This is a genomic window from Crenobacter luteus, from assembly GCF_004345725.1.
Classification (GTDB): domain Bacteria; phylum Pseudomonadota; class Gammaproteobacteria; order Burkholderiales; family Chromobacteriaceae; genus Crenobacter; species Crenobacter luteus.
Genome location: NZ_SLXG01000013.1, coordinates 1 through 22,706 on the forward strand (window position 1 = coordinate 1; position 22,706 = coordinate 22,706).

The 22,706-nt window shown below is 70.4% G+C and carries 23 protein-coding genes; 11 read left to right on the forward strand and 12 right to left on the reverse strand.

Features of this window, described 5'->3' with window-relative positions:
* Positions 1 to 184: 184 nt before the first annotated feature.
* The gene (locus EV683_RS08875; protein WP_131862544.1) at positions 185 to 1,459 is read right to left on the reverse strand and encodes a TIGR03862 family flavoprotein; all 1,275 of its coding nucleotides are present in this window, start codon (positions 1,457 to 1,459) and stop codon (positions 185 to 187) included.
* A 215-nt stretch (positions 1,460 to 1,674) separates the two neighbouring features.
* On the opposite strand from EV683_RS08875, the gene EV683_RS08880 reads away from it, so the two are divergent.
* Positions 1,675 to 4,086, forward strand: coding sequence for a DUF3141 domain-containing protein (locus EV683_RS08880; RefSeq protein ID WP_131862545.1), 2,412 nt, complete (start codon positions 1,675 to 1,677; stop codon positions 4,084 to 4,086).
* Positions 4,087 to 4,197: 111 nt separating this feature from the next.
* A complete protein-coding gene (locus EV683_RS08885; RefSeq protein WP_131862546.1) occupies positions 4,198 to 4,734 on the forward strand; it encodes a YaeQ family protein in 537 nt (178 codons plus the stop codon).
* A 15-nt stretch (positions 4,735 to 4,749) separates the two neighbouring features.
* Here the strand turns inward: EV683_RS08885 and EV683_RS08890 are convergent, their stop codons facing one another.
* Together EV683_RS08890 and EV683_RS08895 are read right to left on the reverse strand one after the other, a co-directional pair.
* Positions 4,750 to 5,277: an acyloxyacyl hydrolase gene (locus EV683_RS08890; protein ID WP_066610126.1), complete on the reverse strand. Its 528-nt coding sequence runs from the start codon at positions 5,275 to 5,277 to the stop codon at positions 4,750 to 4,752.
* A 105-nt stretch (positions 5,278 to 5,382) separates the two neighbouring features.
* Positions 5,383 to 5,868: a glycine zipper 2TM domain-containing protein gene (locus EV683_RS08895; RefSeq protein WP_131862547.1), complete on the reverse strand. Its 486-nt coding sequence runs from the start codon at positions 5,866 to 5,868 to the stop codon at positions 5,383 to 5,385.
* Positions 5,869 to 6,040: 172 nt separating this feature from the next.
* Here EV683_RS08895 and EV683_RS08900 point away from each other — a divergent pair, with 172 nt between their 5' ends.
* Positions 6,041 to 6,508: a group I truncated hemoglobin gene (locus EV683_RS08900; protein ID WP_066610122.1), complete on the forward strand. Its 468-nt coding sequence runs from the start codon at positions 6,041 to 6,043 to the stop codon at positions 6,506 to 6,508.
* Positions 6,509 to 6,520: 12 nt separating this feature from the next.
* On the opposite strand, the gene EV683_RS08905 is transcribed toward EV683_RS08900, so the two are convergent.
* The 3 genes from EV683_RS08905 to EV683_RS08915 form a co-directional block, all read right to left on the reverse strand.
* Complete coding sequence (locus tag EV683_RS08905) at positions 6,521 to 6,838, reverse strand: DUF190 domain-containing protein (protein ID WP_066610120.1); 318 nt, start codon at positions 6,836 to 6,838, stop codon at positions 6,521 to 6,523.
* Positions 6,839 to 6,864: 26 nt separating this feature from the next.
* The gene (crcB, locus tag EV683_RS08910) at positions 6,865 to 7,251 is read right to left on the reverse strand and encodes a fluoride efflux transporter CrcB (RefSeq protein WP_131862548.1); all 387 of its coding nucleotides are present in this window, start codon (positions 7,249 to 7,251) and stop codon (positions 6,865 to 6,867) included.
* Between the two features lie 64 nt (positions 7,252 to 7,315).
* Positions 7,316 to 7,516, reverse strand: coding sequence for a DUF2905 domain-containing protein (locus EV683_RS08915; protein ID WP_066610138.1), 201 nt, complete (start codon positions 7,514 to 7,516; stop codon positions 7,316 to 7,318).
* 133 nt (positions 7,517 to 7,649) lie between these two features.
* Between EV683_RS08915 and EV683_RS08920 the strand changes: the two genes are divergently transcribed.
* A complete protein-coding gene (locus EV683_RS08920) occupies positions 7,650 to 8,867 on the forward strand; it encodes an RtcB family protein (RefSeq protein WP_131862549.1) in 1,218 nt (405 codons plus the stop codon).
* Here EV683_RS08920 and EV683_RS08925 read toward each other — a convergent pair.
* Entirely contained in the window at positions 8,864 to 9,793 is a 930-nt protein-coding gene (locus tag EV683_RS08925; protein WP_066610116.1) for an alpha/beta hydrolase, read from the reverse strand. The two genes, EV683_RS08920 and EV683_RS08925, sit on opposite strands and share 4 nt — an antisense overlap.
* Before the next feature lie 137 nt (positions 9,794 to 9,930).
* Here EV683_RS08925 and EV683_RS08930 point away from each other — a divergent pair, with 137 nt between their 5' ends.
* The 3 genes from EV683_RS08930 to EV683_RS08940 all read left to right on the forward strand — a co-directional run bounded on the left by EV683_RS08930 (position 9,931) and on the right by EV683_RS08940 (position 11,982).
* Positions 9,931 to 10,431, forward strand: a complete 501-nt coding sequence (locus tag EV683_RS08930) for a M48 family metallopeptidase (protein ID WP_131862550.1) — start codon at positions 9,931 to 9,933, stop codon at positions 10,429 to 10,431.
* A 100-nt stretch (positions 10,432 to 10,531) separates the two neighbouring features.
* Positions 10,532 to 11,656, forward strand: coding sequence for a methyltransferase (locus EV683_RS08935; RefSeq protein WP_131862551.1), 1,125 nt, complete (start codon positions 10,532 to 10,534; stop codon positions 11,654 to 11,656).
* Positions 11,657 to 11,790: 134 nt separating this feature from the next.
* The gene (locus EV683_RS08940) at positions 11,791 to 11,982 is read left to right on the forward strand and encodes a Lar family restriction alleviation protein (protein ID WP_066610114.1); all 192 of its coding nucleotides are present in this window, start codon (positions 11,791 to 11,793) and stop codon (positions 11,980 to 11,982) included.
* Between the two features lie 83 nt (positions 11,983 to 12,065).
* Here the strand turns inward: EV683_RS08940 and EV683_RS08945 are convergent, their stop codons facing one another.
* Positions 12,066 to 13,055, reverse strand: a complete 990-nt coding sequence (locus tag EV683_RS08945) for a zinc-dependent alcohol dehydrogenase family protein (RefSeq protein ID WP_131862552.1) — start codon at positions 13,053 to 13,055, stop codon at positions 12,066 to 12,068.
* A gap of 95 nt (positions 13,056 to 13,150) precedes the next feature.
* Between EV683_RS08945 and EV683_RS08950 the strand changes: the two genes are divergently transcribed.
* Positions 13,151 to 14,044: a pseudouridine synthase gene (locus EV683_RS08950; RefSeq protein WP_131862553.1), complete on the forward strand. Its 894-nt coding sequence runs from the start codon at positions 13,151 to 13,153 to the stop codon at positions 14,042 to 14,044.
* 60 nt (positions 14,045 to 14,104) lie between these two features.
* Here the strand turns inward: EV683_RS08950 and EV683_RS14710 are convergent, their stop codons facing one another.
* Positions 14,105 to 15,433: a methyl-accepting chemotaxis protein gene (locus tag EV683_RS14710; RefSeq protein WP_066610107.1), complete on the reverse strand. Its 1,329-nt coding sequence runs from the start codon at positions 15,431 to 15,433 to the stop codon at positions 14,105 to 14,107.
* Between the two features lie 201 nt (positions 15,434 to 15,634).
* Here EV683_RS14710 and EV683_RS14270 point away from each other — a divergent pair, with 201 nt between their 5' ends.
* A complete protein-coding gene (locus EV683_RS14270; protein ID WP_156485854.1) occupies positions 15,635 to 15,772 on the forward strand; it encodes a hypothetical protein in 138 nt (45 codons plus the stop codon).
* Between the two features lie 71 nt (positions 15,773 to 15,843).
* On the opposite strand, the gene EV683_RS08960 is transcribed toward EV683_RS14270, so the two are convergent.
* The 3 genes from EV683_RS08960 to metH form a co-directional block, all read right to left on the reverse strand.
* Complete coding sequence (locus tag EV683_RS08960; RefSeq protein WP_066610134.1) at positions 15,844 to 16,233, reverse strand: helix-turn-helix domain-containing protein; 390 nt, start codon at positions 16,231 to 16,233, stop codon at positions 15,844 to 15,846.
* Between the two features lie 452 nt (positions 16,234 to 16,685).
* Positions 16,686 to 17,285, reverse strand: coding sequence for a phosphorylase family protein (locus EV683_RS08965; protein ID WP_131862554.1), 600 nt, complete (start codon positions 17,283 to 17,285; stop codon positions 16,686 to 16,688).
* A 171-nt stretch (positions 17,286 to 17,456) separates the two neighbouring features.
* Positions 17,457 to 21,173, reverse strand: coding sequence for a methionine synthase (metH, locus tag EV683_RS08970; RefSeq protein ID WP_131862555.1), 3,717 nt, complete (start codon positions 21,171 to 21,173; stop codon positions 17,457 to 17,459).
* 120 nt (positions 21,174 to 21,293) lie between these two features.
* Here metH and EV683_RS08975 point away from each other — a divergent pair, with 120 nt between their 5' ends.
* Both EV683_RS08975 and EV683_RS08980 read left to right on the forward strand, forming a co-directional pair.
* Positions 21,294 to 22,061 carry a substrate-binding periplasmic protein gene (locus EV683_RS08975; RefSeq protein ID WP_131862556.1) on the forward strand — a complete coding sequence of 256 codons (768 nt, stop codon included), beginning with the start codon at positions 21,294 to 21,296 and terminating at the stop codon, positions 22,059 to 22,061.
* Between the two features lie 68 nt (positions 22,062 to 22,129).
* Positions 22,130 to 22,699: a YqiA/YcfP family alpha/beta fold hydrolase gene (locus EV683_RS08980; RefSeq protein ID WP_131862557.1), complete on the forward strand. Its 570-nt coding sequence runs from the start codon at positions 22,130 to 22,132 to the stop codon at positions 22,697 to 22,699.
* The last annotated feature ends 7 nt before the right edge of the window (positions 22,700 to 22,706 follow it).

Consider the following 22,706-nt stretch of genomic DNA (forward strand, 5'->3'; position numbering starts at 1 on the left):
ATTCTAGGGACGGGCAGGCGGGCGGTCTGTGGGCGCTGTGTGCGCGGATTGCGCGCCTTGGCTGACCGTGTGTGACGGCGTGTGACGGCGGCGGGCTGGCGCGTTAACGAAGCTTGCGGCGCAACGTTTCGTTAACACCGGCCAACGTTGGCCGAAGCGGGGAGAGGGGAAAGCCAGGCCGCGCTCAGGCCGGTTTCTTGCGCGCGCTGCGCGGTTTCGGCTGGGCGGCGGGCGCCTCCGCCAGCCAGGCGAGCACGCCGCGCGCGGCGGCGCGGCCGGTGGCGAAGCAGGCGGTCAACAGGTAGCCGCCGGTCGGCGCCTCCCAGTCGAGCATCTCGCCGGCGCAGAACACGCCGGGCAGCGCCTTGACCATCAGGTTCGCGTCGAGCGCCTCGAAGGCGACGCCGCCGGCGCTGCTGATCGCCTCGTCGATCGGGCGCGGCGCCACGAGCGTGACCGGCAGCGCCTTGATCGCGGCGGCGACGCGCGCCGGATCGTGCATGCCGTCCTTGCCGAGCACCTCCCACAGCAGGCCGACCTTGACGCCCTTGAGCCCCAACCGGCTTTGCAGGTGGCTGGCGATCGAGCGCGAGCCGCGCGGGTGCGCGACCTCGGCGGCGACCCACTCGGCGCTGCGCTCGGGCGCGAGGTCGAGCGTCAGCGTCGCGCGGCCGTGCGCGGCGATCGCGTCGCGCAGGCGCGCCGACAGCGCGTAGACCAGGCTGCCCTCGACGCCGCTCGCGGTCACCACGCACTCGCCGCGCTTGAGCGGTTCGTCGCCGCAGGCGGCGGCGACCGCCTTCAGGGGCGCGCCGGCGAACCTGGTCGAGAAGTGTTCGCTCCAGCCGACGTCGAAGCCGCAATTGGCCGGCGCGAGCGGCGCGACGGCGACGCCGCGCTCGGCCAGGGTTTTCACCCACGCGCCGTCCGAGCCGAGCTTGGCCCAGCTGGCGCCGCCCAGCGCCAGCAGCGTCGCGTCGGCCTTCACCGCTTTCTCGCCGTCGGGCGTCGCGAAGCGCAGGGCGCCGGCCTCGTCCCAGCCCAGCCAGCGGTGGCGCACGTGGATCGCGACGCCCGATGCGCGCAGGCGCGCCAGCCACGCGCGCAGCAGCGGCGCGGCCTTCATTTCGGTCGGGAACACGCGGCCGGACGAGCCGACGAAGGTCTCGATGCCGAGGCCGTGCACCCAGTCGCGCAGCGCCGGGCCGTCGAAGTCGGCCAGCAGCGGCGCCAACGCCTCGCGGCGCGCGCCGTAGCGCGCGAAGAAGGGCTCGTTCGGCTCGGAGTGGGTGATGTTCATGCCGCCGACGCCGGCCAGCAGGAATTTGCGCCCGACCGACGGCATCGCGTCGTAGAGGTCGACCGCGACGCCGGCGGCGGCCAGCACCTCGGCGGCGATCAGGCCGGCCGGCCCGCCGCCGACGACGGCGACGCGGGGGGTGGAGCGAGATGCGGGCATGGGCGGTTCCTCGAGCGGTGACGGGCAGGCGGCGATGTTAGCAAGAATGGCGCCGCCGCGCGCGACGGGGCCGTGACCGGGGGCTCGGCCAACGTCGGGGGTGGCGGGCGTTGCGCCCCGCCGACAGCCGCGCGCCGCGCGGCGCGGAATTTTTTGCATCGCAACAAAAGCGGCGTAAAGTGGACCGATCGATTCGTCATCGTCCGGAGACCCGCATGCCGTCGCAATCCGCCGCCTTCCCGTTCATCCCGACGCCGATCCGGCAGGCGCTCGACTACTGGACCGACGCCTGGCAGCGCGGCGTCCTGTTCCTCGACGCGCTGCGCGAGCGCGGCAACGTCTACCTCGAACACGCGCGCTCGGGCAAGCCGCCGGTGCTCGTGTTCGACTACGAGATCATCGTCGACGGCCGCACGCTAGCGCGCCCGGCCAACTACGCGCTGGCGGCGATCAAGGCGCCGGACGGCTGCCCGGCCACCGACCCGAAAAAGCGCCCCTTCGTGGTGATCGACCCGCGCGCCGGCCACGGCCCGGGCATCGGCGGCTTCAAGATGGACAGCGAGATCGGCATCGCGCTGCAACAGGGCCACCCGTGCTACTTCGTGATGTTCTTCCCGCAGCCGGTGCCGGGCCAGACGATCGAGTCGGTCGCGCGCGCCGAGGCGGCCTTCCTCGACAAGGTCAACGCGCTGCACCCGGAGGCCGCCGGCAAGCCCTTCGTGATCGGCAACTGCCAGGGCGGCTGGGCGCTGGCGATGCTGGCCGCCGCCCGCCCCGAGCTGGTCGGCCCGCTGCTGTTGGCCGGCTCGCCCTTGTCGTACTGGGCCGGCGAGCGCGGCAAGAACCCGATGCGCTACGCCGGCGGCCTGCTGGGCGGCACCTGGGGCGCGTCGTTCGCCGGCGACCTCGGCCACGGCACCTTCGACGGCGCCTACCTGGTCAACAATTTCGAGCAGCTCGACCCGGCCAACACCTACTGGAAAAAGCTCTACCACCTGTACGCCGCGGTCGACAGCGAGCGCGAACGCTTCCTCGAGTTCGAGCGCTGGTGGGGCGGCCACTACCTGCTCAACAAGGCCGAGATGGAGTGGATCACGCAGAACCTGTTCGTCGGCAACCGGCTCTCCGCCGGCGAGGTGAGCACCGAGGACGGCGCGCTGCGCGTCGACCTGAGGAACATCCGCTCGCCTATCGTCGTGTTCGCCTCGTGGGGCGACAACATCACGCCGCCGCAACAGGCGCTGGGCTGGATTGCCGACCTGTACGACAGCGTCGCCGACATCCGCGTCAACGAGCAGACCATCGTCTACTGCCTGCACGAGAAGGTCGGCCACCTCGGCATCTTCGTGTCGGCCGGCGTCGCCAACAAGGAACACAGCGAATTCGCCAGCGCGCTCGACCTGATCGACGTGCTGCCGCCGGGCCTTTACGAGGCGGTCATCGAAGACACCCACCCCGAGACGCCGGGGCTCGAATACGTCGCCGGCCGCTACGTGATCCGCTTCGAGCCGCGCGACGTGGCCGACATCCTCGCGCTCGACGACGGCCGCGACGACGAGCGCGCCTTCGAGGTGGTGCGCCGCGTGTCCGAGATCAACCAGAGCGTCTACGACGCCTTCGTGTCGCCGTGGCTGCGCGCGCTGTCCAGCGACGCGTCCGCCGCGCTGTGGCGCAACCTGAACCCGGCGCGCTTCGAGCGCGCGTTCTTCTCCGACCTCAACCCGGCGCTCGCGGCGATCAAGCCGTTGGCCGAGCAGGTGCGTGCGCGACGCGCGCCCGTCGCGCCCGACAACCCGTTGTGGGCGGTACAGGAAGCGGTCTCGGCCAACGTCGCCGCGCTGCTCGACCGCTACCGCGACGCGCGCGACGCGGCGCAGGAGGCGCTGTTCTTCTCGATCTACGAGTCGCCGTGGCTGGCGGCGGCGGTCGGCCTCAAGCCGGCGGCAGAACGCGCGCTGAAAAGCCGCGAGCACGGCTGGGAGCGGGCCGAGCGGCTGCGCCTGCAGCGCGCGGCGCTCGCGGCCTGCTACGAGCACGGCTCGCCGCTGGCCGGCTTCCTGCGCCTGTTGATCTACGTCGCGATCGGCACCGGCGTGGTCGACGAGCGCCCGTTCAACGGCATCCGCCGCGTGATGCGCGACACCGGGCTGGACGCGAAGCTGACGTTGGCCGAGCTCAAGGAAATCATCAAGCGCCAGACCTTCCTGGTGCGCGAGGACGAGGAACGCGCACTGGCCGGCCTGCCGGCGCTGCTGCCCGAGGCACACCAGCGACGCCAGGCGCTCGAGCTGGCGCGCGAACTGTTGGCGCTGCCGGGCAAGATCAGCGACGAGAAGGAAGGCCGCCTGGCGCGCGTCGCCGCCGTGCTGGGGCTGGACGGCATCGCGCCGACGGCCGCCGCCGAGTCGGTCGCCAGCGCGCCGACCGACGCGCAGCCGGCCGTACCCGCACCCGCACCCGCACCCGCACCCGCCAAGGCTATCGCACCCGAGAAGACGGAACCCGCCAAACCGCGCCGTCGCAGCAGCAAGACCGCCGCGCCGCTCGCCTCGACCGAGGTGCCGGCACCGGCCGCCAAGCCCGCGCCGCGCACCCGCCGCGCCGCGCCCAAGCCGCCCAAGGCCTGAGCGGCCACGCCAGCGGAACGACGGCGCTACGGCGCCGTCTTTTTTGCGTCGCGCCGGCCGGCGCGCGCTACACTGTCGCCCTTTGACGAATCCGACCCCGCGAGCCCACCCATGGCGCTATCCGCCACCATCTACAAAGCCAACCTCAGCATCTCCGACATGGACCGCGGCTACTACGCCGAACACGCGCTGACCATCGCCCAGCACCCGTCCGAAACGCTCGAACGGATGATGCTGCGCGTCGCGGTGTTCGCGCTGCACGCGAGCGAGACGCTGACCTTCACCAAGGGCCTGTGCGCCGACGACGAGCCGGAAATCTGGCAGAAGAACTACAGCGACGAGATCGAGCTGTGGCTGGACCTGGGCGAGCCGGACGAGAAGCGGCTGAAGAAGGCCTGCGGCCGCGCCGACGCGGTGTGGCTGTACTGCTACGGCGGCCGCGCCGCCGAGATCTGGTGGCAGGGCATGAAGGGCAAGAGCGCTCGCTTCGCCAACCTGAACGTGATCAATATCGCGCCGGCGACGCTGGCCGGGCTGGTCACGCTCGCCGAGCGCGGCATGCAGCTCACCGCGACGATACAGGACGGCCAGCTGTGGCTGTCGAACGGCGAAACGACGGTGCTGGTCGAGGGCGAGCGCTGGCAGTAAGGCGCGACAAGCGCCTCACAGCAGCCAGCGGTAGCGCAACGCGAACATGTCGGCGCCGGGGTTGGGGTGCTTGAGGCCGCCGTTGGAGAAGTGCCGCGCCTCGGCGCTCAGCTCGTGCGCGCCGAAGGCGTAGCCGACGCCGAGGCGCGACGCGAACTGCCATCGGCTGCTCAGGTCGTAGCCCGGCGCCCACACCGTTTCGGACAGCCAGGCCAGACCGAGTCCGGCCTCGACGAAGGGCCCCCAGCCGGCGCGCACGGTCTTGAAGCGGTAGTGCAGCACCGGCAGCGCGCTGACGCTCCACACGCGGCCCGTCTCGGTGTCGTGGCGGCCCGCCTCCAGCTCGGCGCGCGTTACGAGCGCGCCGGTGTCGTCGTCCAGCCAGCGCCACGGCAGCGTCCAGCCCAGCGCGACGCGCAGGTCGTCGAGCTCGCCCTGCCAGTGCGGCCGCGAAACCTGCCCGACCGACAGCCCGACCGCGTCCACCGCCCACGCGGCCTGCGCCAGCACGCAGACCGCCACCCCCGTCACGATGCGTCCCATCGCCGTCTCCCCGTCCCCCGGATCCTCCCTTGACGATAGCCGCTCGCGGCGCCGGATGCGAAAAGGGGCGCCCCTCGGGGCGCCCCGCTTGCGGCAGGCGGCGGCTCAGCGCGCGACCGGCTCGGCGCTGACGCGCAGCTCCAGCCGCTTGCCCGGGTCCGCCGGCAGCGTCACCGTCTCGCGCTGGCCGCGCCAGTCGTAGGTCACCGCGTAACCGACCAGCTGGCGCTGCAGCGTCGGCTGGCAGGACGGCGCCGCCGGCGCTGCCCCGCCCATCTGCTGGCCGATCTGCCGGCCGACCATCGCGCCGCCGATCGCGCCGACCACGGTCGCGACCTTCTTGCCGCTGCCGCCGCCGACCTGGTTGCCGGCCAGGCCGCCGAGCAGGCCGCCGATCACCGCGCCGCCGTTCTCGGCCGTCACCAGGCCGCCGAGCCCGCCGGCCGCCTGCGCACCCGTCGCGGCGCACGGGGTCTGGATCTGTTCGTATACCGGCTCGCTGCGGATCACCGTCGCGTAGTCGGTATAGCTGAGGGCGTGCACCGCGCCGCTGGCGAGCGCGAGAAGGGAAAGGACGAGGCTGTTCTTCATGGTCGGGGGCTTCTCGGGTTGATCGCGGCATCTGCCGCCGGCGCCGAGTATAGGAGGACGACTGCGCCGGCTGTATGAAGAACTGTTAGCGAGTTTGAAGCGGCCGGCGACGGGCTATGCTGACGATGCGCGACCGGCATCCGCCGGCCGCCACACCGGAAAGGAGAACACGATGAAAACCTCGCGCATTACCCTGCTGTCGACGGTCTTCGCGCTGGGCGCCGGCTGTGCACCGTTCGCGCTGGCGCAGCAGCCGGACGCCAAGGCGCCGCTCTTCGAGCGGCTCGGCGGCCTGCGCGGCATCACCGTCGTCGTCGACGACTTCGTCGACCGGCTGGCGAAGAACCGCACGATCCGCGCCAACCGCGCGGTCAAGGACAGCCTGGACCGTAGCGGCGCGCCCTACCTGAAGTTCCAGGTCGCGCAGATGGTGTGCGAGGTCACCGGCGGGCCGTGTCGCTACACCGGCCGCACGATGAAGGAGTCGCACGCCCACCTGGGTATCGTCGAGAAGGAATGGGCGGCGATGGCCAAGGACTTCAAGGCCTCGCTCGACCGCTTCAAGGTACCGGCCGCCGAGCAGCGCGAGCTGTTCGACATCGTCGGCACCACCAAGGCCGACATCGTCACCGCACGCTAAAAACCGCCGGTTTCAGCGCGCGCCGGTGCTGCCGAACTCGGCCGGCGTCATGACGTAGAACACGTCGACGCCGGCCGCCTTCAGGTGCGCGAGCAGGCGCTCGGCCTCGTCGGCGCCGAGCACCAGCGTCAGCTCGACCGGCAGGTCGGCCAGCTCGAAAAAGCGCGCCGAGCGGCGACGGCCGTGCGCGCCGAAGCCCTCGGCCGCGGCGACCAGCGTCGCGCCGGCCAGCCCCATCCGCCGCGCCTCGTCGAGCAGCCAGTCGGCCAGCGGCCGGCCCTCGTGACGGCGGTCCTGGTGGGTGAAAAAGGTCAGTTGGTAGCCGTGCATGGCTCTTTACTCCCGGAAAAACCCGCTCACGCCGGCCTGAACCACGCCGCGCCGCACACGAGACCGAGCAGCGTCATCGCCAGCGAGCCCGCGACGTGCAGCGCGATCGCGCCGCCGGCCCAGGCGAGCCGGCCTTGCTGCAGCAGCGTCACCACCTCGGCCGAAAAGGTCGAGAAGGTGGTCAGCCCGCCGAGAAAACCGGTGATCGCGAACAGCCGCCACTCGGGCGACAGCCCCGCGTACTGGCCGAAAAAGGCCAGCGCCAGCCCGATCAGGTAGCCGCCGAGCAGGTTGGCCAGCAGCGTGCCCGGCGGCACCGTCGGGAACAGCGCGTTGAACGCCGAGCCCAGCAGCCAGCGCAACAGCGCGCCCAGCGAGGCGCCGGCGCCGATGGCGATCACGGATCGAATCATGGCTTCCCTCGTCGCAAATGTCCCTCATCGTAGCAGCCGCGCGGCGCGCTCGGCCAACCCCGGCTCAGCGGCGCAGCCACCACAGCAACAACGACAGCAGGACCGACAGCACAAGGCAGGTGCCGAGCGGGAAATAGAAGTCGACCCCGTCGCGGACGATGTGGATATCGCCCGGCAGCCGGCCCAGCGGCAGGCGCGACAGCCAGGGCCAGGCCAAACCGGCCAGCACGAGCAGCAGGCCGAGCACGAGCAGCAAGCGCGACATCGAGGGACCCTCGCAAGGCGTGGAGGCTGCGTGTTCGACCGCGCCGGACGGCAAACGATCCGCACCGGCCGCGCCGATTGAGCCGACGCCCGCGCGGGGCTATACGAAGGGAAGGGGACGAGGACGGACGACGATGGCAAGGGACTATCAGGAGATCGACGTGGCCGGCGGCCGGCCAATCCGGCTGTGGACCGCGGGCGTGCCGGTCGAGCCGGCGGCGCGCGCGCAGCTGATGAACACCGCGCGGCTGCCGTTCGTGTTCGGCCACCTGGCGGTGATGCCCGACGTGCATCTGGGCAAGGGCGCGACGATAGGCAGCGTGATCCCGACCGTCGGCGCGATCGTCCCGGCGGCGGTCGGCGTCGACATCGGCTGCGGCATGATCGCCGCGCGCAGCTCGCTGACCGCGGCCGAGCTGCCCGACTCGCTGGGGCGCTTGCGCGCCGCGATCGAGGCGGCGGTGCCGCACGGCCGCGTGCCGGGCCGCCGCGACCCGGGCGCCTGGCGCGAGGTGCCGCGCGCGGTCGACGCGGCGTGGCAGGCGCTGGCGCCGCGCTTCGCGCGGCTAATCGAGCGCTACCCCTCGCTCGACAAGACCCACCACCGCGTGCACCTGGGCACGCTGGGCAGCGGCAACCACTTCGTCGAGGTCTGCCTCGACGAGGCCGAGCGCGTGTGGTTCATGCTGCACTCGGGCTCGCGCGGCGTCGGCAACGCGATCGGCAGCCTGTTCATCGAACTGGCGCAGGCCGACCTGCGCGGCCACCTGGCGAACCTGCCCGACCGCGACCTCGCCTACCTCAAGGAGGGCAGCCGCCACTTCGACGACTACGTCGAGGCGGTCGGCTGGGCGCAGGACTTCGCGCGCGCCAACCGCGCGCTGATGATGCGGCAGGTCGTCGACGCGGCGCGGCGCGTGCTCGGCCGACCGTTCGACGCGCGCGTCGAGGCGGTCGACTGCCACCACAACTACGTGCAGCGCGAGACGCACTTCGGCCGCGAGCTGTGGATCACGCGCAAGGGCGCGGTGTCGGCGCGGCGCGGCGAGCTCGGCATCATCCCCGGCTCGATGGGCGCCAAGAGCTTCATCGTGCGCGGCCTGGGCAACGCGGACAGCTTCTGCTCGTGCAGCCACGGCGCCGGGCGCACGATGAGCCGCGCCGAAGCGAAGCGCCGCTACACGGTCGACGACCAGGTGCGCGCGACGCGCGGCGTCGAGTGCCGCAAGGACGCGGCGGTGATCGACGAGATCCCGATGGCGTACAAGGACATCGACGCGGTGATGGCGGCGCAGCGCTCGCTGGTCGAGGTCGTGCACACGCTCAGGCAGGTGGTGTGCGTGAAAGGCTAGGCATTGACGAAGCGGCCGATCGCCGCGTAGGTCTCCTTGCACTCGTCCGACACCAGCGCCTCCATGTTCAGGAAGGCGTGGATCATGTCGTCGAAGTGCAGGTGCTCGGCCGGCACGCCGACCTCGGCCAACTGGTCGAGGTAGGACAGCCCCTCGTCGCGCAGCGGGTCGAAGCCGGCGGTCACCATCAGCGTGCGCGGCAGCCGGGTGGTGAAGTCGCCAAACAGCGGCGACGCGGTGCGGCGGTTCTCGCCACGGCGGAAGTAATGCTCGAAGTACCAGGCGGCGCGCTGCTTGTCGAGGAAGTAGTCGCTGCCGTTCTCGTCGACCGACGGTTGGCCGAGCGTGTAGTCGAGGCTGGGGTAGATCAGCACCTGGCGGTCGACGTGCAGCGAGGCGTCGAACTGCGCGCGCGCGGCGATGGTCGCGGCCAGCGCGCCGCCGGCCGAGTCGCCGGCCAGCGTCAGCTCGTGACGGTAGGGCAGCTGCTGCGCGTCGAGCACCTCCCACACGCCGCGCGCGGCGGCGTCGGCGTCGGCCAGGCCGGCCGGGTAAGGGTGCTCGGGTGCGAGCCGGTAGTCGACCGACACCACGCAGTGGTGGGTGGCCGCGGCCAGCCGGCGGCAGATCGGGTCGTAGACCTCGACGCTGCCGGCCATGTGGCCGCCGCCGTGGAAGAACACGATCACCGGCCGCGCCTCGCCCGGCGCGGTGTGGTAGACGCGCACCGGCACGCCGGCGCGCCGCACCGTGCCGTCGGCCACGTGCGCGACCGGCGGGCCGGCCGGCACCAGCGAGCGCGTGATGCTGGCGAGCGCCTCGCGCGCGACGGCGGCGGTCGGCGTGAAACCGCTGGCGACGCGGATGGCGACCTGGCGGTTGAATCCGGCCAACCAGGGGGCGAGCTTGGGACTGACGCTGTGCATGGACGGGCTCCGGGGACGGGACGGACGGGGAAGCCGCGCGCTTCCCACCCCCAGTGTAGCCAAGATGCATAGCCGCTGCGCCGAAACGGCGCGCGTCCGCCTTGGGCGCGGCGGCCATCCGCGCTACCATCGCGGCCATGACCGATCTTCCCTATCTTTCCGGCTACCCCGAGCACCTGCTCGACTCGGTGCGCGCGCTCATCGCGCGCGGCGAACTGGGCGCCGTGCTCGCGCGCCGCTACCCGGGCCGCCACGAGGTGCAGACCGACAGGGCCTTGTACCAGTATGTGGCCGAGATCAAGCAACGCTACCTGAAGCACGCGCCGCAGCCGGCCAAGGTGCTGTACGACAACCAGCAGCACCCGGTGAAGGGCACGCTGGGCACCAACACCTTCGTCGCGCGCGTGCAGGGCGGCAGGCTCAGGACCAAGAACGAGATCCGCGTCGCCAGCCTGTTCCGCGACGCGCCCGAGCCGTTCTTGCGGATGATCGTCGTGCACGAGCTGGCGCACCTGAAGGAAAAGGACCACGACAAGGCCTTCTACCAGCTGTGCCGCCACATGGAGCCGGACTACCACCAGCTCGAATTCGACCTGCGCGCGTGGCTGAGCTGGCGCGAGGCCGAGGCAGCAAGCTGAAGCGGCCCCGACACCCCAGACCCGCGGGCGGACAGCCGAACGCCGCCCGCTCCGAATCCCCTCCGCCGCGCCCCGCGCGGCCGCACACAAAGGTGTCCCAGTGACCGACCTCCCCCTGATCCACTGGACCGAAGCCGGCCAGGACCGCAGCGCCGCGTGGCGCTCGGAAAGCGGCGCCGCGCCGCCGAAGAAGGTGATGATCGCCGACGACACGCTCAGCGCCGACAAGGCCTACAAGCTCGTCTGCGAGGGCACCGCGCTGCTGTGGCGCGGCGACTACCACAACGCGCGCCAGCTCTTGTCGGCGCTGGCGCGCCGCGCCGGCCGCAAGCCGGCCAAGACCTCGGCCAACCCGACCGAGGCCTTCCACTTCCACCGCCAGGCGCAGGCGCAGCGCGCGCGCATCCTCGGCATGCTGCTCCTGCCGTTCGACGCCGACTACACCGTGCCGCTGCGCCGCGCGCCGGACGTGCGCGAAGCCTGCCGCGCGGCGTGGGGCGAATCGGACGCACCGTCGGTCGCGTCGCTGCGCGAACTGTTGGGCCTGGTCGGCGGCCACGAATGGCGCAAGAAGGGCGTCGAGATCGCGACGCTTGGCGGCGAGCGCGTCCACCCGCACTACGGCGTCTACTCGCCGCTGCGCGGCGAATACCTCGACCTGATCGCCAAGGCCCCGCTGCCGGCGACCTCGCTCGCCTTCGACGTCGGCACCGGCACCGGCGTGATCGCGGCGCTGTTGGCGCGCCGCGGCGTCACGCGCGTGGTCGCTACCGACAACAGCGCGCGCGCGCTCGAATGCGCGCGCGAGAACCTCGCGCGCCTTGGCGTCGCCAACCGCGTCGAGGTGGTCGAGGCCGACCTGTTCCCCGACGGCCGCGCGCCGCTGATCGTCTGCAACCCGCCGTGGCTGCCGGCCAAGCCGACCTCGCCGATCGAGCACGCGGTCTACGACCCGGACAGCCGCATGCTCAAGGGCTTCCTCGCCGGCCTCGCCGACCACCTCGAGCCCGGCGGCGAGGGCTGGCTGATCCTGTCCGACCTCGCCGAGCACCTCGGCCTGCGCACGCGCGACGCGCTGCTCGGCTGGATCGACGCGGCCGGGCTCGCGGTCGTCGACCGGCTCGACATCCGCCCGCGCCACGGCAAGGCGCGCGACGAGAACGACCCCTTGCACGCCGCGCGCGCCGCCGAGGTCACCTCGCTGTGGCGGCTCGCCGCGCGTTGACCCCCGGGCCAGGCCGCGGCCGCACGCCCGGCCTGGCCTGCATGCCGCGCAGGCGGCGGGGGCGGACGATGGTCCATACTGGACCGGACGCCCCCTCCGACCTATCAATACCCGCTTCGAGACAAAACACCGCCATGACAGAATCCGCGCCGCTGACCCCGAAACCCTGCCCCAAGTGCGGCTCGCCCGCCGAACTGATCAAATCCGGCTCGCGCCGCTTCTGGGTGCAATGCACCCGCTACGCCGACCAGGGCAACTGCAGCGCCATCGGCCCGCAGACCGACAACAAGAAGGAAGCGATCGTGCGCTGGAACACGGGGCGCTGAGCCCCGGCCGGCCACGTTGGCCGAGCCCGCAAACACACCGCCCGGTCGCGATGCCGGGCGGTGTGTTTTTATGGGGATGACAGTCAGCCGGCGATCCGCAACACCGCCGCGCCCTCGATCCGCCCGTCGCGCAGCTCGGCCAGCGCCGCGTTGGCGTCCTCGAGCGGATACGGCACGACGCGGGTGGTGATCGGCACCCGCGCGGCCAGGCTCATGAAGGCCGCGCCGTCGGCGCGCGTCAGGTTGGCGACCGAGCGCAGCGTGCGCTCGCCCCACAACAGCGCGTACGGGAAGGACGGGATGTCGCTCATGTGGATGCCGGCGCACACCACGGTGCCGCCGCGCTCGACGGCGGCCAGCGCGGCCGGCACCAGCGCGCCGACGCTGGCGAAGATCAGCGCGGCGTCGAGCGGCTCGGGCGGCGGCGCATCGCTGCCGCCGGCCCACGCCGCGCCCATCTCGCGCGCGAAAGCCTGCGCCGCCGCGTCGAGCGGCCGGGTGAAGGCGTACACCGCGCGCCCCTCGGCGCGCGCCACTTGCGCGACGATATGCGCCGCCGCGCCGAAGCCGTAGAGGCCGAGCCGGCGCGCATCGCCCGCCAGCCGCAGCGCGCGGTAGCCGATCAGCCCGGCGCACAACAGCGGCGCGACCGCGAGGTCGTCATAGCCGGCCGGCAGCGCGAGGCAGAAGCGCGCGTCGGCGACCGCGTACTCGGCGTAGCCGCCGTCGACAGTGTAACCGGTAAAGCGCGCGGCGTCGCACAGGTTCTCGCGCCCGGCGCGGCAGAAGGCGCAGCCGCCGCAGGTGTGCGCGAGCCACGGCACCCCGACACGTTGGCCGAGCGCGAAACCTGCGCAATCCGGGCCAATGCCGGCGACGGTGCCGACGATCTCGTGGCCGGGAATCACCGGGTAGCGCGTGGCCGGCAGCTCGCCGTCGACCACGTGCAGGTCGGTGCGGCACACGCCGCAGGCAGCGACCCGGATCAGCAACTGGCCGGGGCCGGGCGACGGCACCGGCAGCTCGACGAGGACGAGCGGCTCGCCGGGAGCCTGACTTTGCATCGCGCGCATACCCGTTCTCCGAGCGGCAGGGGCTTTGAGTGTAGTCCGCGCCGCCGGCCAAGCTGCTACCATCGCCGCTTGTTCGCCCACCTTCGAGGACCCGCATGACGCGCGCCGTTCCCCCCTTGCCGCCGCGCAACGGCGTGCCGGCCAGCCGCCTGTGGCTACCGGCCGGCGACTGGCCCGATTTGCTGGCCTTCCTGGTCGCGCGCTTCCCGCACCTGGACGCCGACGTCTGGCGCGCGCGCTTCGCCGGCGGCGAGGTGCTCGACGAGCTCGGCCAACCCCTGAGCGCCGACACGCCGTACGCGGCGGGGCGCTGCCTGCACTACTTCCGCGACGTGCCGCCCGAGCGCGTCGTGCCGTTCGCCGAAACGGTGCTCTACCGCGACGAGCGCCTCGTCGCGGTCGACAAGCCACACTTCCTCGCCAGCATCCCGTCGGGCAAGCATCTGCACGAAACGCTGCTGATGCGGCTCAGAAAATCGCTGAACCTGCCCGATCTGACCCCCATCCACCGCCTCGACCGCGAGACGGCCGGCGTGATGCTGTTCTGCGCCGACCCGGCGCACCGCGGCGCCTACCAGACGCTGTTCGCCGAGCGGCGCGTCGCCAAAACCTACGAGGCGCTGGTGCACTACCGGCCGGGGCTGACGCTGCCGGCGCGGCACCGCAGCCGCCTCGTCGAGCGCGACGACAGCTTCGTGATGCACGAGGTCGACGGCGAACCCAACAGCGAGACGCGCATCGAGCTGATCGCCGCCCGGGGCGACATCGCCCACCTGCGCCTGTCGCCGGCCACCGGCAAGAAGCACCAGCTGCGCGCCCACCTGGCGGCGCTGGGCGCGCCCATCGTCAACGACCGCTGGTACCCGCGCCTGTTGCCGGACGGCCCGGACGACTACGCGCGCCCGCTCAAGCTCGTCGCGCGCGCGATCGCCTTCACCGACCCTCTCGACGGCGCGCCGCGCCGCTTCGAAAGCGCGCGCACGCTCTGAACGACGCCCAACAAAAAGCCGCCGGTTCGTCGCCGGCGGCTTTTTTCGCGCAAAATCGCGTCAGATCGCGAGTTTTTGTTCGGCGATCACCGAGAAGGTGTTGATCACCTCGACCATGCGCTGCGTGCTGTCGCGAATCTGGCGGATCGCGTCGCCGGCGTCGTTCGCGTAGCCGACGCCCTGCTCGGCCTGGCCGAGCATCGCGTTCACGCCGGCGATCGCGGTCTGCGTGCCGGCGCCTATCGCCTCGACCATGCCGGCGATCTCGACGGTCGAGCGCGTGGTGCGCTCGGCCAGTTTGCGCACCTCGTCGGCGACCACGGCAAAGCCGCGCCCCTGCTCGCCGGCGCGCGCCGCCTCGATCGCCGCGTTCAGCGCCAACAGGTTGGTCTGGTCGGCGATGTCGTGGATGGTGTTGACGATGGAGGTGATCTGCGACGTCTGGCGGCCGAGCGCCTCGATCAGCCGCGTCGACTCCTGCGCGCTGTCGGCGATGCGGCGCATGCCGGCGGCGGCGGTTTCGATCACCTCGGCGCCCTGACGCGACACCGCCTCGGTGCTTTCGGACAGCGCGTAGGCCTCGCGCGCGTGCTCGACGTCGCGGCGCACGTTCTGCACCGTTTCGGTGACGTCGGTGGCGAACTTGATCACCTTGTAGAGCTTGCCGTCGTCGTCGAACATCGGGTTGTACGACGCCTCCAGCCACAGCTCGCGGCCGCCACGCCCGCGCCGCTGGAATTCGCCGGCGACGTATTCACCGCGGTTCAGCCGCCGCCAGAACTCGGCGTAGTCGGCGCTCGCGACGTAGGCCTCGTCGCAGAACATCCGGTGGTGCCGGCCGACGACCTCGTCCAGCGTGTAGCCGACCGTCGCCAGGAAGTTGTCGTTGGCGGTCAGCACGGTGCCGTCCGGCGCGAACTCGATCACCGCCATCGAGCGGTGGATCGCGGTGATCTGGTGCTCGCGCGCGTGTGCGTCGAGCGTCTCGCGCGTCACGTCGCGCGCGAACTTGATCACCTTGACCACCCGGCCGTCGTCGCCGAACACCGGGTTGTACGACGCCTCCAGCCACAGCGCCGTGCCGTCGCGGCGGCGGCGGCGGAAGTTGCCCGACACGAACTCGCCGCGCCCCAGCCGCTGCCAGAAGGCCGCGTACTCGGCGCTACCCGCCACGGCCCCGTCGCAGAACAGCCGGTGGTGCCGGCCGACGACCTCGGCCAGCGTATAGCCGACCGTCGCGAGAAAGTTGTCGTTGGCCGCCAGAATGGTGCCGTCCGGCGCGAACTCGATCACCGCCATCGAGCGATGGATCGCGGCGAGCACCGCGTCCTGCTCGGCGAGGCGCCCTGCCTGCGCCGCCAGTTGCTGCTTCAGTTTCCGATTGAACATCTTTACCCTCCCGACCCAGTCGGCTTTCATCATTTTTGTTGTTTGCTGCGAATGCAAAACGAATATAGCCAAGCTTTGCGCACTTGTCGTTTGCGACGTTGGCCGGCCGGCCTATGCTGAAGTTGCGCCGCCCCCGCGCGGCGAGCGCCGGCGGATCGCGGCGGCGCGCAGCGGGACGGACGGCGGACAAGGAGGCACACCATGGCCAAACACCAGTTGCGCAAGATGAAAGAGCCGAAAAAGCCCAAGAAACCGAAGCAGGCGGTCGTCACGTCCACCGAAACCGCCCCGTTCATTTCCCCGGCCAAACCCGGCATGGGCCACAAGACCCGCCACTGACGGCGGCGCGCCCGCACGAAAAAAGGCTGACCGCATCGCGGTCAGCCTTTTTTCGCGTCCGGCGCGGCGGCTCAGAACTCCACCGTGACCTTCTTGGCGCCGAGCAGCTTGGCGCGTGCGATCAGTTGTTCGAGCGTCGCCTCCGACAGCTTCACGTCGGCCAGCGACGCCGGCGTCGGCGCGGCGGCGGGCGAGGGCGGCGGCGCGGCGCTCGCCTCGGCGGCGGCCGGCGCGGCGGGCGGGGCCTCGGCCAACAGCGCGCTCAAGGCCGCGCACAAGCGCTCGTAAGCTTCGCGGCTGGGCTTGATGTGGCTGGCGTCCTGCGCCTCGTAGCGCTGGATCGCGGCGGTGGACAACTGGACCTGCTGCGCCAGCGCGGTGCGCGACAGGCCCAGCCGCTTGCGCAGGGCCTTGAGCGCCGGCGGAAACTCCACGCTATCGAAGTCGGGCAGGACGGACATGGGCGGCACCCTCGCCGGTAAAGAAGATCGTCATATCATACACGACGGCGCAAAAAATACACACAATCCACACGCCTCCCGGCTTGATGTGTGTATGGATTTGGCAACACGCATACAAACACACACAGTTCGCCGCATGAAAACCCGTCGCACAGCTAATAGAATTGCGTTGCGCGCGTCCGCAAAACACGTCACACAGCCGAACACATATTAACACATTGAGAAACGCACAAACACAGGTAGCGTTCTTTTGTATGATTTCGGAAAGATACATATCATACAGACAACGCGCGGGCAGGGGGGCGCGCCGCCGCGCACGCCGTCGGCCCACCGTGTCCTGCGCACGCAAAACGGGCGAAGCGCGATGATGCGCTTCGCCCGTTGCGTTTTTATTCACGCCCGTTTATCCACAGCGCGGCTTATCGACAAGCCGGCGCGGCCGGCGACGCCTCTCAACGTTGGCCGAGCAGCCCGTCGAGCAGAGAATGCAGGCCGTCGGTCAGCGCGCGCACCGAGCCTTCCAGATCCCAATCGTCGTGGCCGGGGCGCACCACGTTCGAGATCGCGCGCAGCTCCAGGAAACGCACGCCTTCCTCGCGGCAGACGTGGAAGAAGGCCGCGCCCTCCATGTTCTCGATCTCCACCTCGCGCGCGTCGACGAACGGCGCCAGCGCCGCGTTCAGCGACAGGCTGCGCGCGCGCGGGAAGGGCGCGGCGTCGGGCAGGTGGGGACAGCCGAGCGTGTGGCGGCGCGCGAAATCCATATCGAGCGGCAGATGCGCCAGATGCGTGAAGCCGTCCGGCGTGAAGAAACCCAGATCGCCCTCGACCTCCGATTCGACCAGTACCACGTCGCCGACCGACAAGGCCGCGTGCGGGTACACGCCGGCCACGCCGGCGAGGATGAGCCAGTCGGGACGATTCGTGAGGATTTCCCTGGTCGCGGCGTGCGCGGTGGCGGTCAGGCCGACGCCGGAAACCCGGGTTTTGACGCCGTCGCGCCGGAACAGGCTGGCTTCGGTGGCGGTGGGGAAGAGGAGGGTGATGTTCATGGCGGGCAGGGGAGGAAAGGACTGCCGGCATTATACGGAGTAGGCGGGCGCAACGCTCAAAGGTTGGCCGAGGCGGCCGGACAACGCGATCGACCGATCCGGACGGGAGATGGCGCGCAAAAAGGCCGGCATCCGGGCCGGCCTTTCTCGCTTCAACACGTCAAACGCTGCTCACTCCGGCTCATACCCCAGATTCGGCGCCAGATCGCGCTCGGCCTGCGCCAGCGTCACGCCGCGCCGTTCGGCGTAGCTCTCGACCTGATCGCGGCCGATCTTGCCGATGCCGAAGTACTGCGCGTCCGGGTGGGCGAGGTAGAAGCCGGACACCGACGCCGCCGGCGTCATCGCGTAGCCCTCGGTGATATCCATGCCGATGTTGCGCGCGCCGAGAAGGTCGAACATCGCCGGCTTGACGGTGTGGTCCGGGCAGGCCGGGTAGCCGGGGGCGGGGCGGATGCCGCGGTATTGCTCGTCGATCAGCTCGTCGTTGCTCAAGCTTTCATCCGCCGCGTAGCCCCAGAATTCCTTGCGCACGCGCTCGTGCATCAGCTCGGCGAAGGCTTCGGCGAAGCGGTCGGCCAGGGCCTTGAGCAGGATCGCCGAGTAGTCGTCGTTGGCGTCCTCGAAGGCCTTCACGCGCTCGTCGATGTTCAGGCCGCCGGTGACGGCGAACAGGCCGACGTAGTCCTGCACGCCCGAGTCCTTCGGCGCGACGAAGTCGGCCAGCGCCCAGTTCGGCTTGACGTCGTTCTTCTTCATCTGCTGGCGCACGCCGACCCAGGTCAGCACCGTCTTGCCGCTCTCGGGGTCGTAGACCTCGATATCGTCGTCGCCCACGGTGTTGGCCGGGAACAGGCCGATCACGCCGTTGGCGGTCAGCCAGTTCTCGTCGATGATCCGCTTGAGCATGACCTGCGCGTCGGCCCACAGCGCGCGCGCCGATTCGCCGACGACTTCGTCATCCAGAATGCGCGGGAAACGGCCGGCCAACTCCCAGCTCTGGAAGAACGGCGTCCAGTCGATGCGCGCGGCGATGTCGGCGAGCGGGTAGTTGCGGAACTCGCGCACGCCGAGCCACTGTGGCTTGGCAGGCGTGTACGCCGCCCAGTCGATCCGGTGCTTGTTGGCGCGGGCCTCGGCCAACGTCGCCAATTTCCCTTCGCGGCGGTTGGCATGGCCGTCGCGCGCGCGCTGGTATTCGGCGGCGATCTCGGCGACGAAGGGGTCTTTGAGCGTGTCGGACAAGAGGTTGGAGCACACGCCGACCGCGCGCGACGCGTCGGGCACGTAGATCACCGGGTGTTGGTAGTTGGGCGCGATCTTGACCGCGGTGTGCACCTTGGAGGTGGTCGCGCCGCCGATCAACAGCGGGATGGTGAAGCCCTGGCGCTGCATTTCCTTGGCGACGTGCGCCATTTCCTCGAGCGACGGGGTGATCAGGCCGGACAGGCCGATGATGTCGGCCTTGTGCTCGCGCGCGGCGTCGAGGATGGTCTGGCACGGCACCATCACGCCGAGGTCGATCACCTGGTAGTTATTGCAACGCAGCACAACGCCGACGATGTTCTTGCCGATGTCGTGCACGTCGCCCTTGACGGTCGCCATGACGATCACGCCCTTGGCCGGCGCGTCCGCGAGGCCCATGGCGATCTTCTCTGCCTCGATGAACGGTTCGAGGTGGGCGACGGCGGCCTTCATCACGCGCGCCGATTTGACCACCTGCGGCAGGAACATCTTGCCGGCGCCGAACAGGTCGCCGACGACGTTCATGCCGTCCATCAGCGGGCCTTCGATCACGTGGATAGGGCGCGCCGACTTCTGCCGCACCTCCTCGGTGTCCTCGACGATATACGTCGTGATGCCTTTCACCAGCGCGTGTTCGAGCCGTTTTTCCACCGGCCAGTCGCGCCACGCGAGGTCTTCGGCCGGCTTGCCGCCGACGGCGTCGCCCTTGAAGCGCTCGGCCAGCGCGATCAGCGCCTCGGTGGCGGCGAGGCTGTCGTCGCCGCGCATCAGCACCACGTCTTCGATCTTGTCGCGCAGTTCCGGGTCGACCTCGTCGTACACCTCCAGCGCGCCGGCGTTGACGATGCCCATCGTCATGCCGTTCTTGATCGCGTGGTAGAGGAAGACCGCGTGGATCGCCTCGCGCACCTTGTTGTTGCCGCGGAACGAGAACGACACGTTCGACACGCCGCCGGAAATCTTCGCGTGCGGCAGGTTCTTTTTGATCCAGCCGGTCGCCTCGATGAAGTCGAGGCCGTAGCGCGCGTGCTCCTCGATGCCGGTGGCGACGGCGAAGATGTTCGGGTCGAAGATGATGTCCTCGGGCGGGAAGCCGACCTCGTCGACGAGGATGCGGTAGCTCTTCTCGCAGATCTCGACCTTGCGCGCGAAGGTGTCGGCCTGGCCGACCTCGTCGAAGGCCATCACGATCACCGCCGCGCCGTAACGGCGCACCAGGCGCGCCTGTTCGACGAACTTCTCCTTGCCTTCCTTCAGCGAGATCGAGTTGACGATGCCCTTGCCCTGCACGCACTTGAGGCCGGCCTCGATCACCTCCCACTTGGACGAGTCGATCATGATCGGCACGCGCGCGATGTCCGGCTCGGCGGCGATCAGGTTCAGGAACCTGACCATCGCGGCGTGCGCGTCGAGCATGCCCTCGTCCATGTTGATGTCGATCACCTGCGCGCCGTTTTCGACCTGCTGGCGCGCGACGTCGAGCGCGGTCGCGTAGTCGCCGTTGAGGATCAGCTTGGCGAAGGCGCGGCTGCCGGTGACGTTGGTGCGCTCGCCGACGTTGACGAACAGGTCGGCGTCGCCGATGTTGAACGGCTCCAGCCCGGACAGCCGGCACTTCTTCTCGATTTGCGGCAGCTTTCTCGGCGGCAGGTCCTTGACCGCCTGGTAGATCGCGGCGATGTGGGCCGGCGTGGTGCCGCAGCAGCCGCCGATGATGTTGACGAGGCCGGCTTCGGCCCATTCACGCACCTGCGGCGCCATGTCCTCGGGCAAGAGGTCGTAGCCGGTCGGCGCCAGCGGGTTGGGCAGGCCGGCGTTGGCGTGCACCGATACGTAGGTGGCGGCGACGCGGCTCATTTCCTCGACGTAGGGACGCAGCAGGTCGGGGCCGAGCGCGCAGTTCAGGCCGAACGAGATCGCGTCGGCGTGGGCGAGCGAGTTGTAGAACGCCTCGGTGGTCTGGCCGGTCAGGGTCCGCCCCGACTGGTCGGTGATGGTGCCCGAGATCATGATCGGCAGACGCGGCACGTCGGGGTGGGCGTCGAAGTACTGGTGGATGGCGAACACCGCCGCCTTGGCGTTCAGCGTGTCGAAGATGGTCTCGACCAGCAGGATGTCGGCGCCGCCCTTGACCAGGCCGTCGATCGCCTCGGTATAGGCCTCGACCAGCTCGTCGAAGGTGACGTTGCGGTAGCCCGGGTCGTTGACGTCGGGGCTGATCGAACAGGTGCGGCTGGTCGGGCCTAGCACGCCGGCGCAGTAGCGCGGCTTGTCCGGGGTTCTGGCGGTCTGCGCGACGCACAGCTCCTTCACCAGACGCGCGGCGGCGTGGTTGAGCTCCCACACCAGCCCCTGCATCTCGTAGTCGGCCATCGCCAGCGAGGTGGCGTTGAAGCTGTTGGTCTCGATGATGTCGGCGCCGGCGTCGAGGTAGCCCTGGTGGATCTCGGCGATGATCTGCGGCTGGGTCAGCACCAACAGGTCGTTGTTGCCTTTGACGTCGACGTGCCAGTCCGCAAAGCGCTCACCGCGGTATTGGGCTTCGGTCAGCTTGTACTGCTGGATCATGGTGCCCATGCCGCCATCCAGGATCAGGATGCGACGCTCGAGCTGGGCGGCGAGTGAGTGCGATGCTTTCGTCATGGTTTTGTGTTGACAAATAGACTAAATACGAAATCGGAAGAATAATGGGGCTGCGGCCATCTTATCACGGTGCACCCGCCCCCCATTCCGGCTCGGTTTATTACAAGAAAGCATATGGGTATGCCCAAACGTCCGATCCTTGCCGTCGCCCTGTCGATCGCGACAGTCTTCCCGCCAGCGGCCCTGGCCGAACCCGTACTGCGCATCGGCGTCGGCGCCTCGGACGGCCCGCCCATCGTGATGCTGGCGCGCGGCAACGGCGAGGCCATCGTCGGCGGGCTGTACAAGGAACTCGGCGACGCGCTGGCGCGCCAGTTGGGCGCGACGCCCGAATACCTGGTGGTATCGCGCAAACGGGTCGAGCAGACCATAGAGAGCGGGCGCGTCGACATCCACTGCAACGCCAATCCCAAGTGGTTCGGCAACGCGTCGCGGCTAGGCTGGACGCGCGAGCTCTACCCGCAGATCGAGCGCGTGATCACGCTGCGCAACGAGCCGGACATCACCAGCCTCGACCAGCTGGCCGGCAAGCGTATCAGCACCGTGCTCGGCTTCCACTACCAGCCGCTCGAGCCGATGTGGGCCGCGCGGCGCGCGACGCGGCTGACCGAGGCGCGCGCCGACCTGATGCTCAAGGCGGTGCTGATGCGGCTGGCCGACGCCTCGATCCACTCCGAACTCGAATACGTCGCCTGGGCGCGCGCCAACCCGTTCGAGGCGCGCGTGCTCAAGGTCCACCCGATGGTGTTCACCCGCCTGCCGACCATGTGCGCGGTGTCGCCGCGCAGCGCCTACGGCGTCGGCGAGCTGAACCAGGCGATCGAGCGGCTGGAGCGCGGCGGCCAGATCAAGGCCATCCTGTCGCGCTACCAGTGGCAGGGCGGCTGAGGCCGGTCGGCGCTATACTCGGGCTTTGCCCGCATCCACCGGAGGCCGCGGCCTCCTTTTTCACGCCCATGCCCGACATCGTCTACCTGCACGGCTTCCAGTCCGGCCCCGGCTCGGCCAAGGCGCGCGAAACGCGCGACTGGCTGGCCGCGCGCGGCCTCGCCGCCACCTTCCACGCCCCGCAACTGCCGCCGCACCCGGCCGACGCGTTGCGCGAAGCGCGCGCGCTGCTCGAGACGCTGCCGGCCAGCACGCTGCTGATCGGCAGCTCGCTCGGCGGCTTCTACGCGACCTGGCTGGCCGAGACGCTCGACCGGCGCGCGGTGCTGATCAACCCGTCGACGCGGCCGTTCGAGCTGTTCGAAGCGCGCTTCGGCGAGCACGTCCACCCCTACACCGGCGAGCGCTTCACGCTCGGCCCAGCGGACGCCGACGCGCTGCGCGCGCACTTCATCCCCCGTCCCGACCCGCGCCGCTACTGGCTGGTGCAGGGCAGCCACGACGAGGTGATCGACTGGCGGGTCGCCGCGCGCGACTTCGCCGGCTGCCGCCACACGGTGTTCGCCGGCGACGACCACAGGCTGCAGCGCTGGCACGAGTGCCTGCCCGAGCTGATGGCGTTCGCCGCAGGGCGCTGAACGGCGC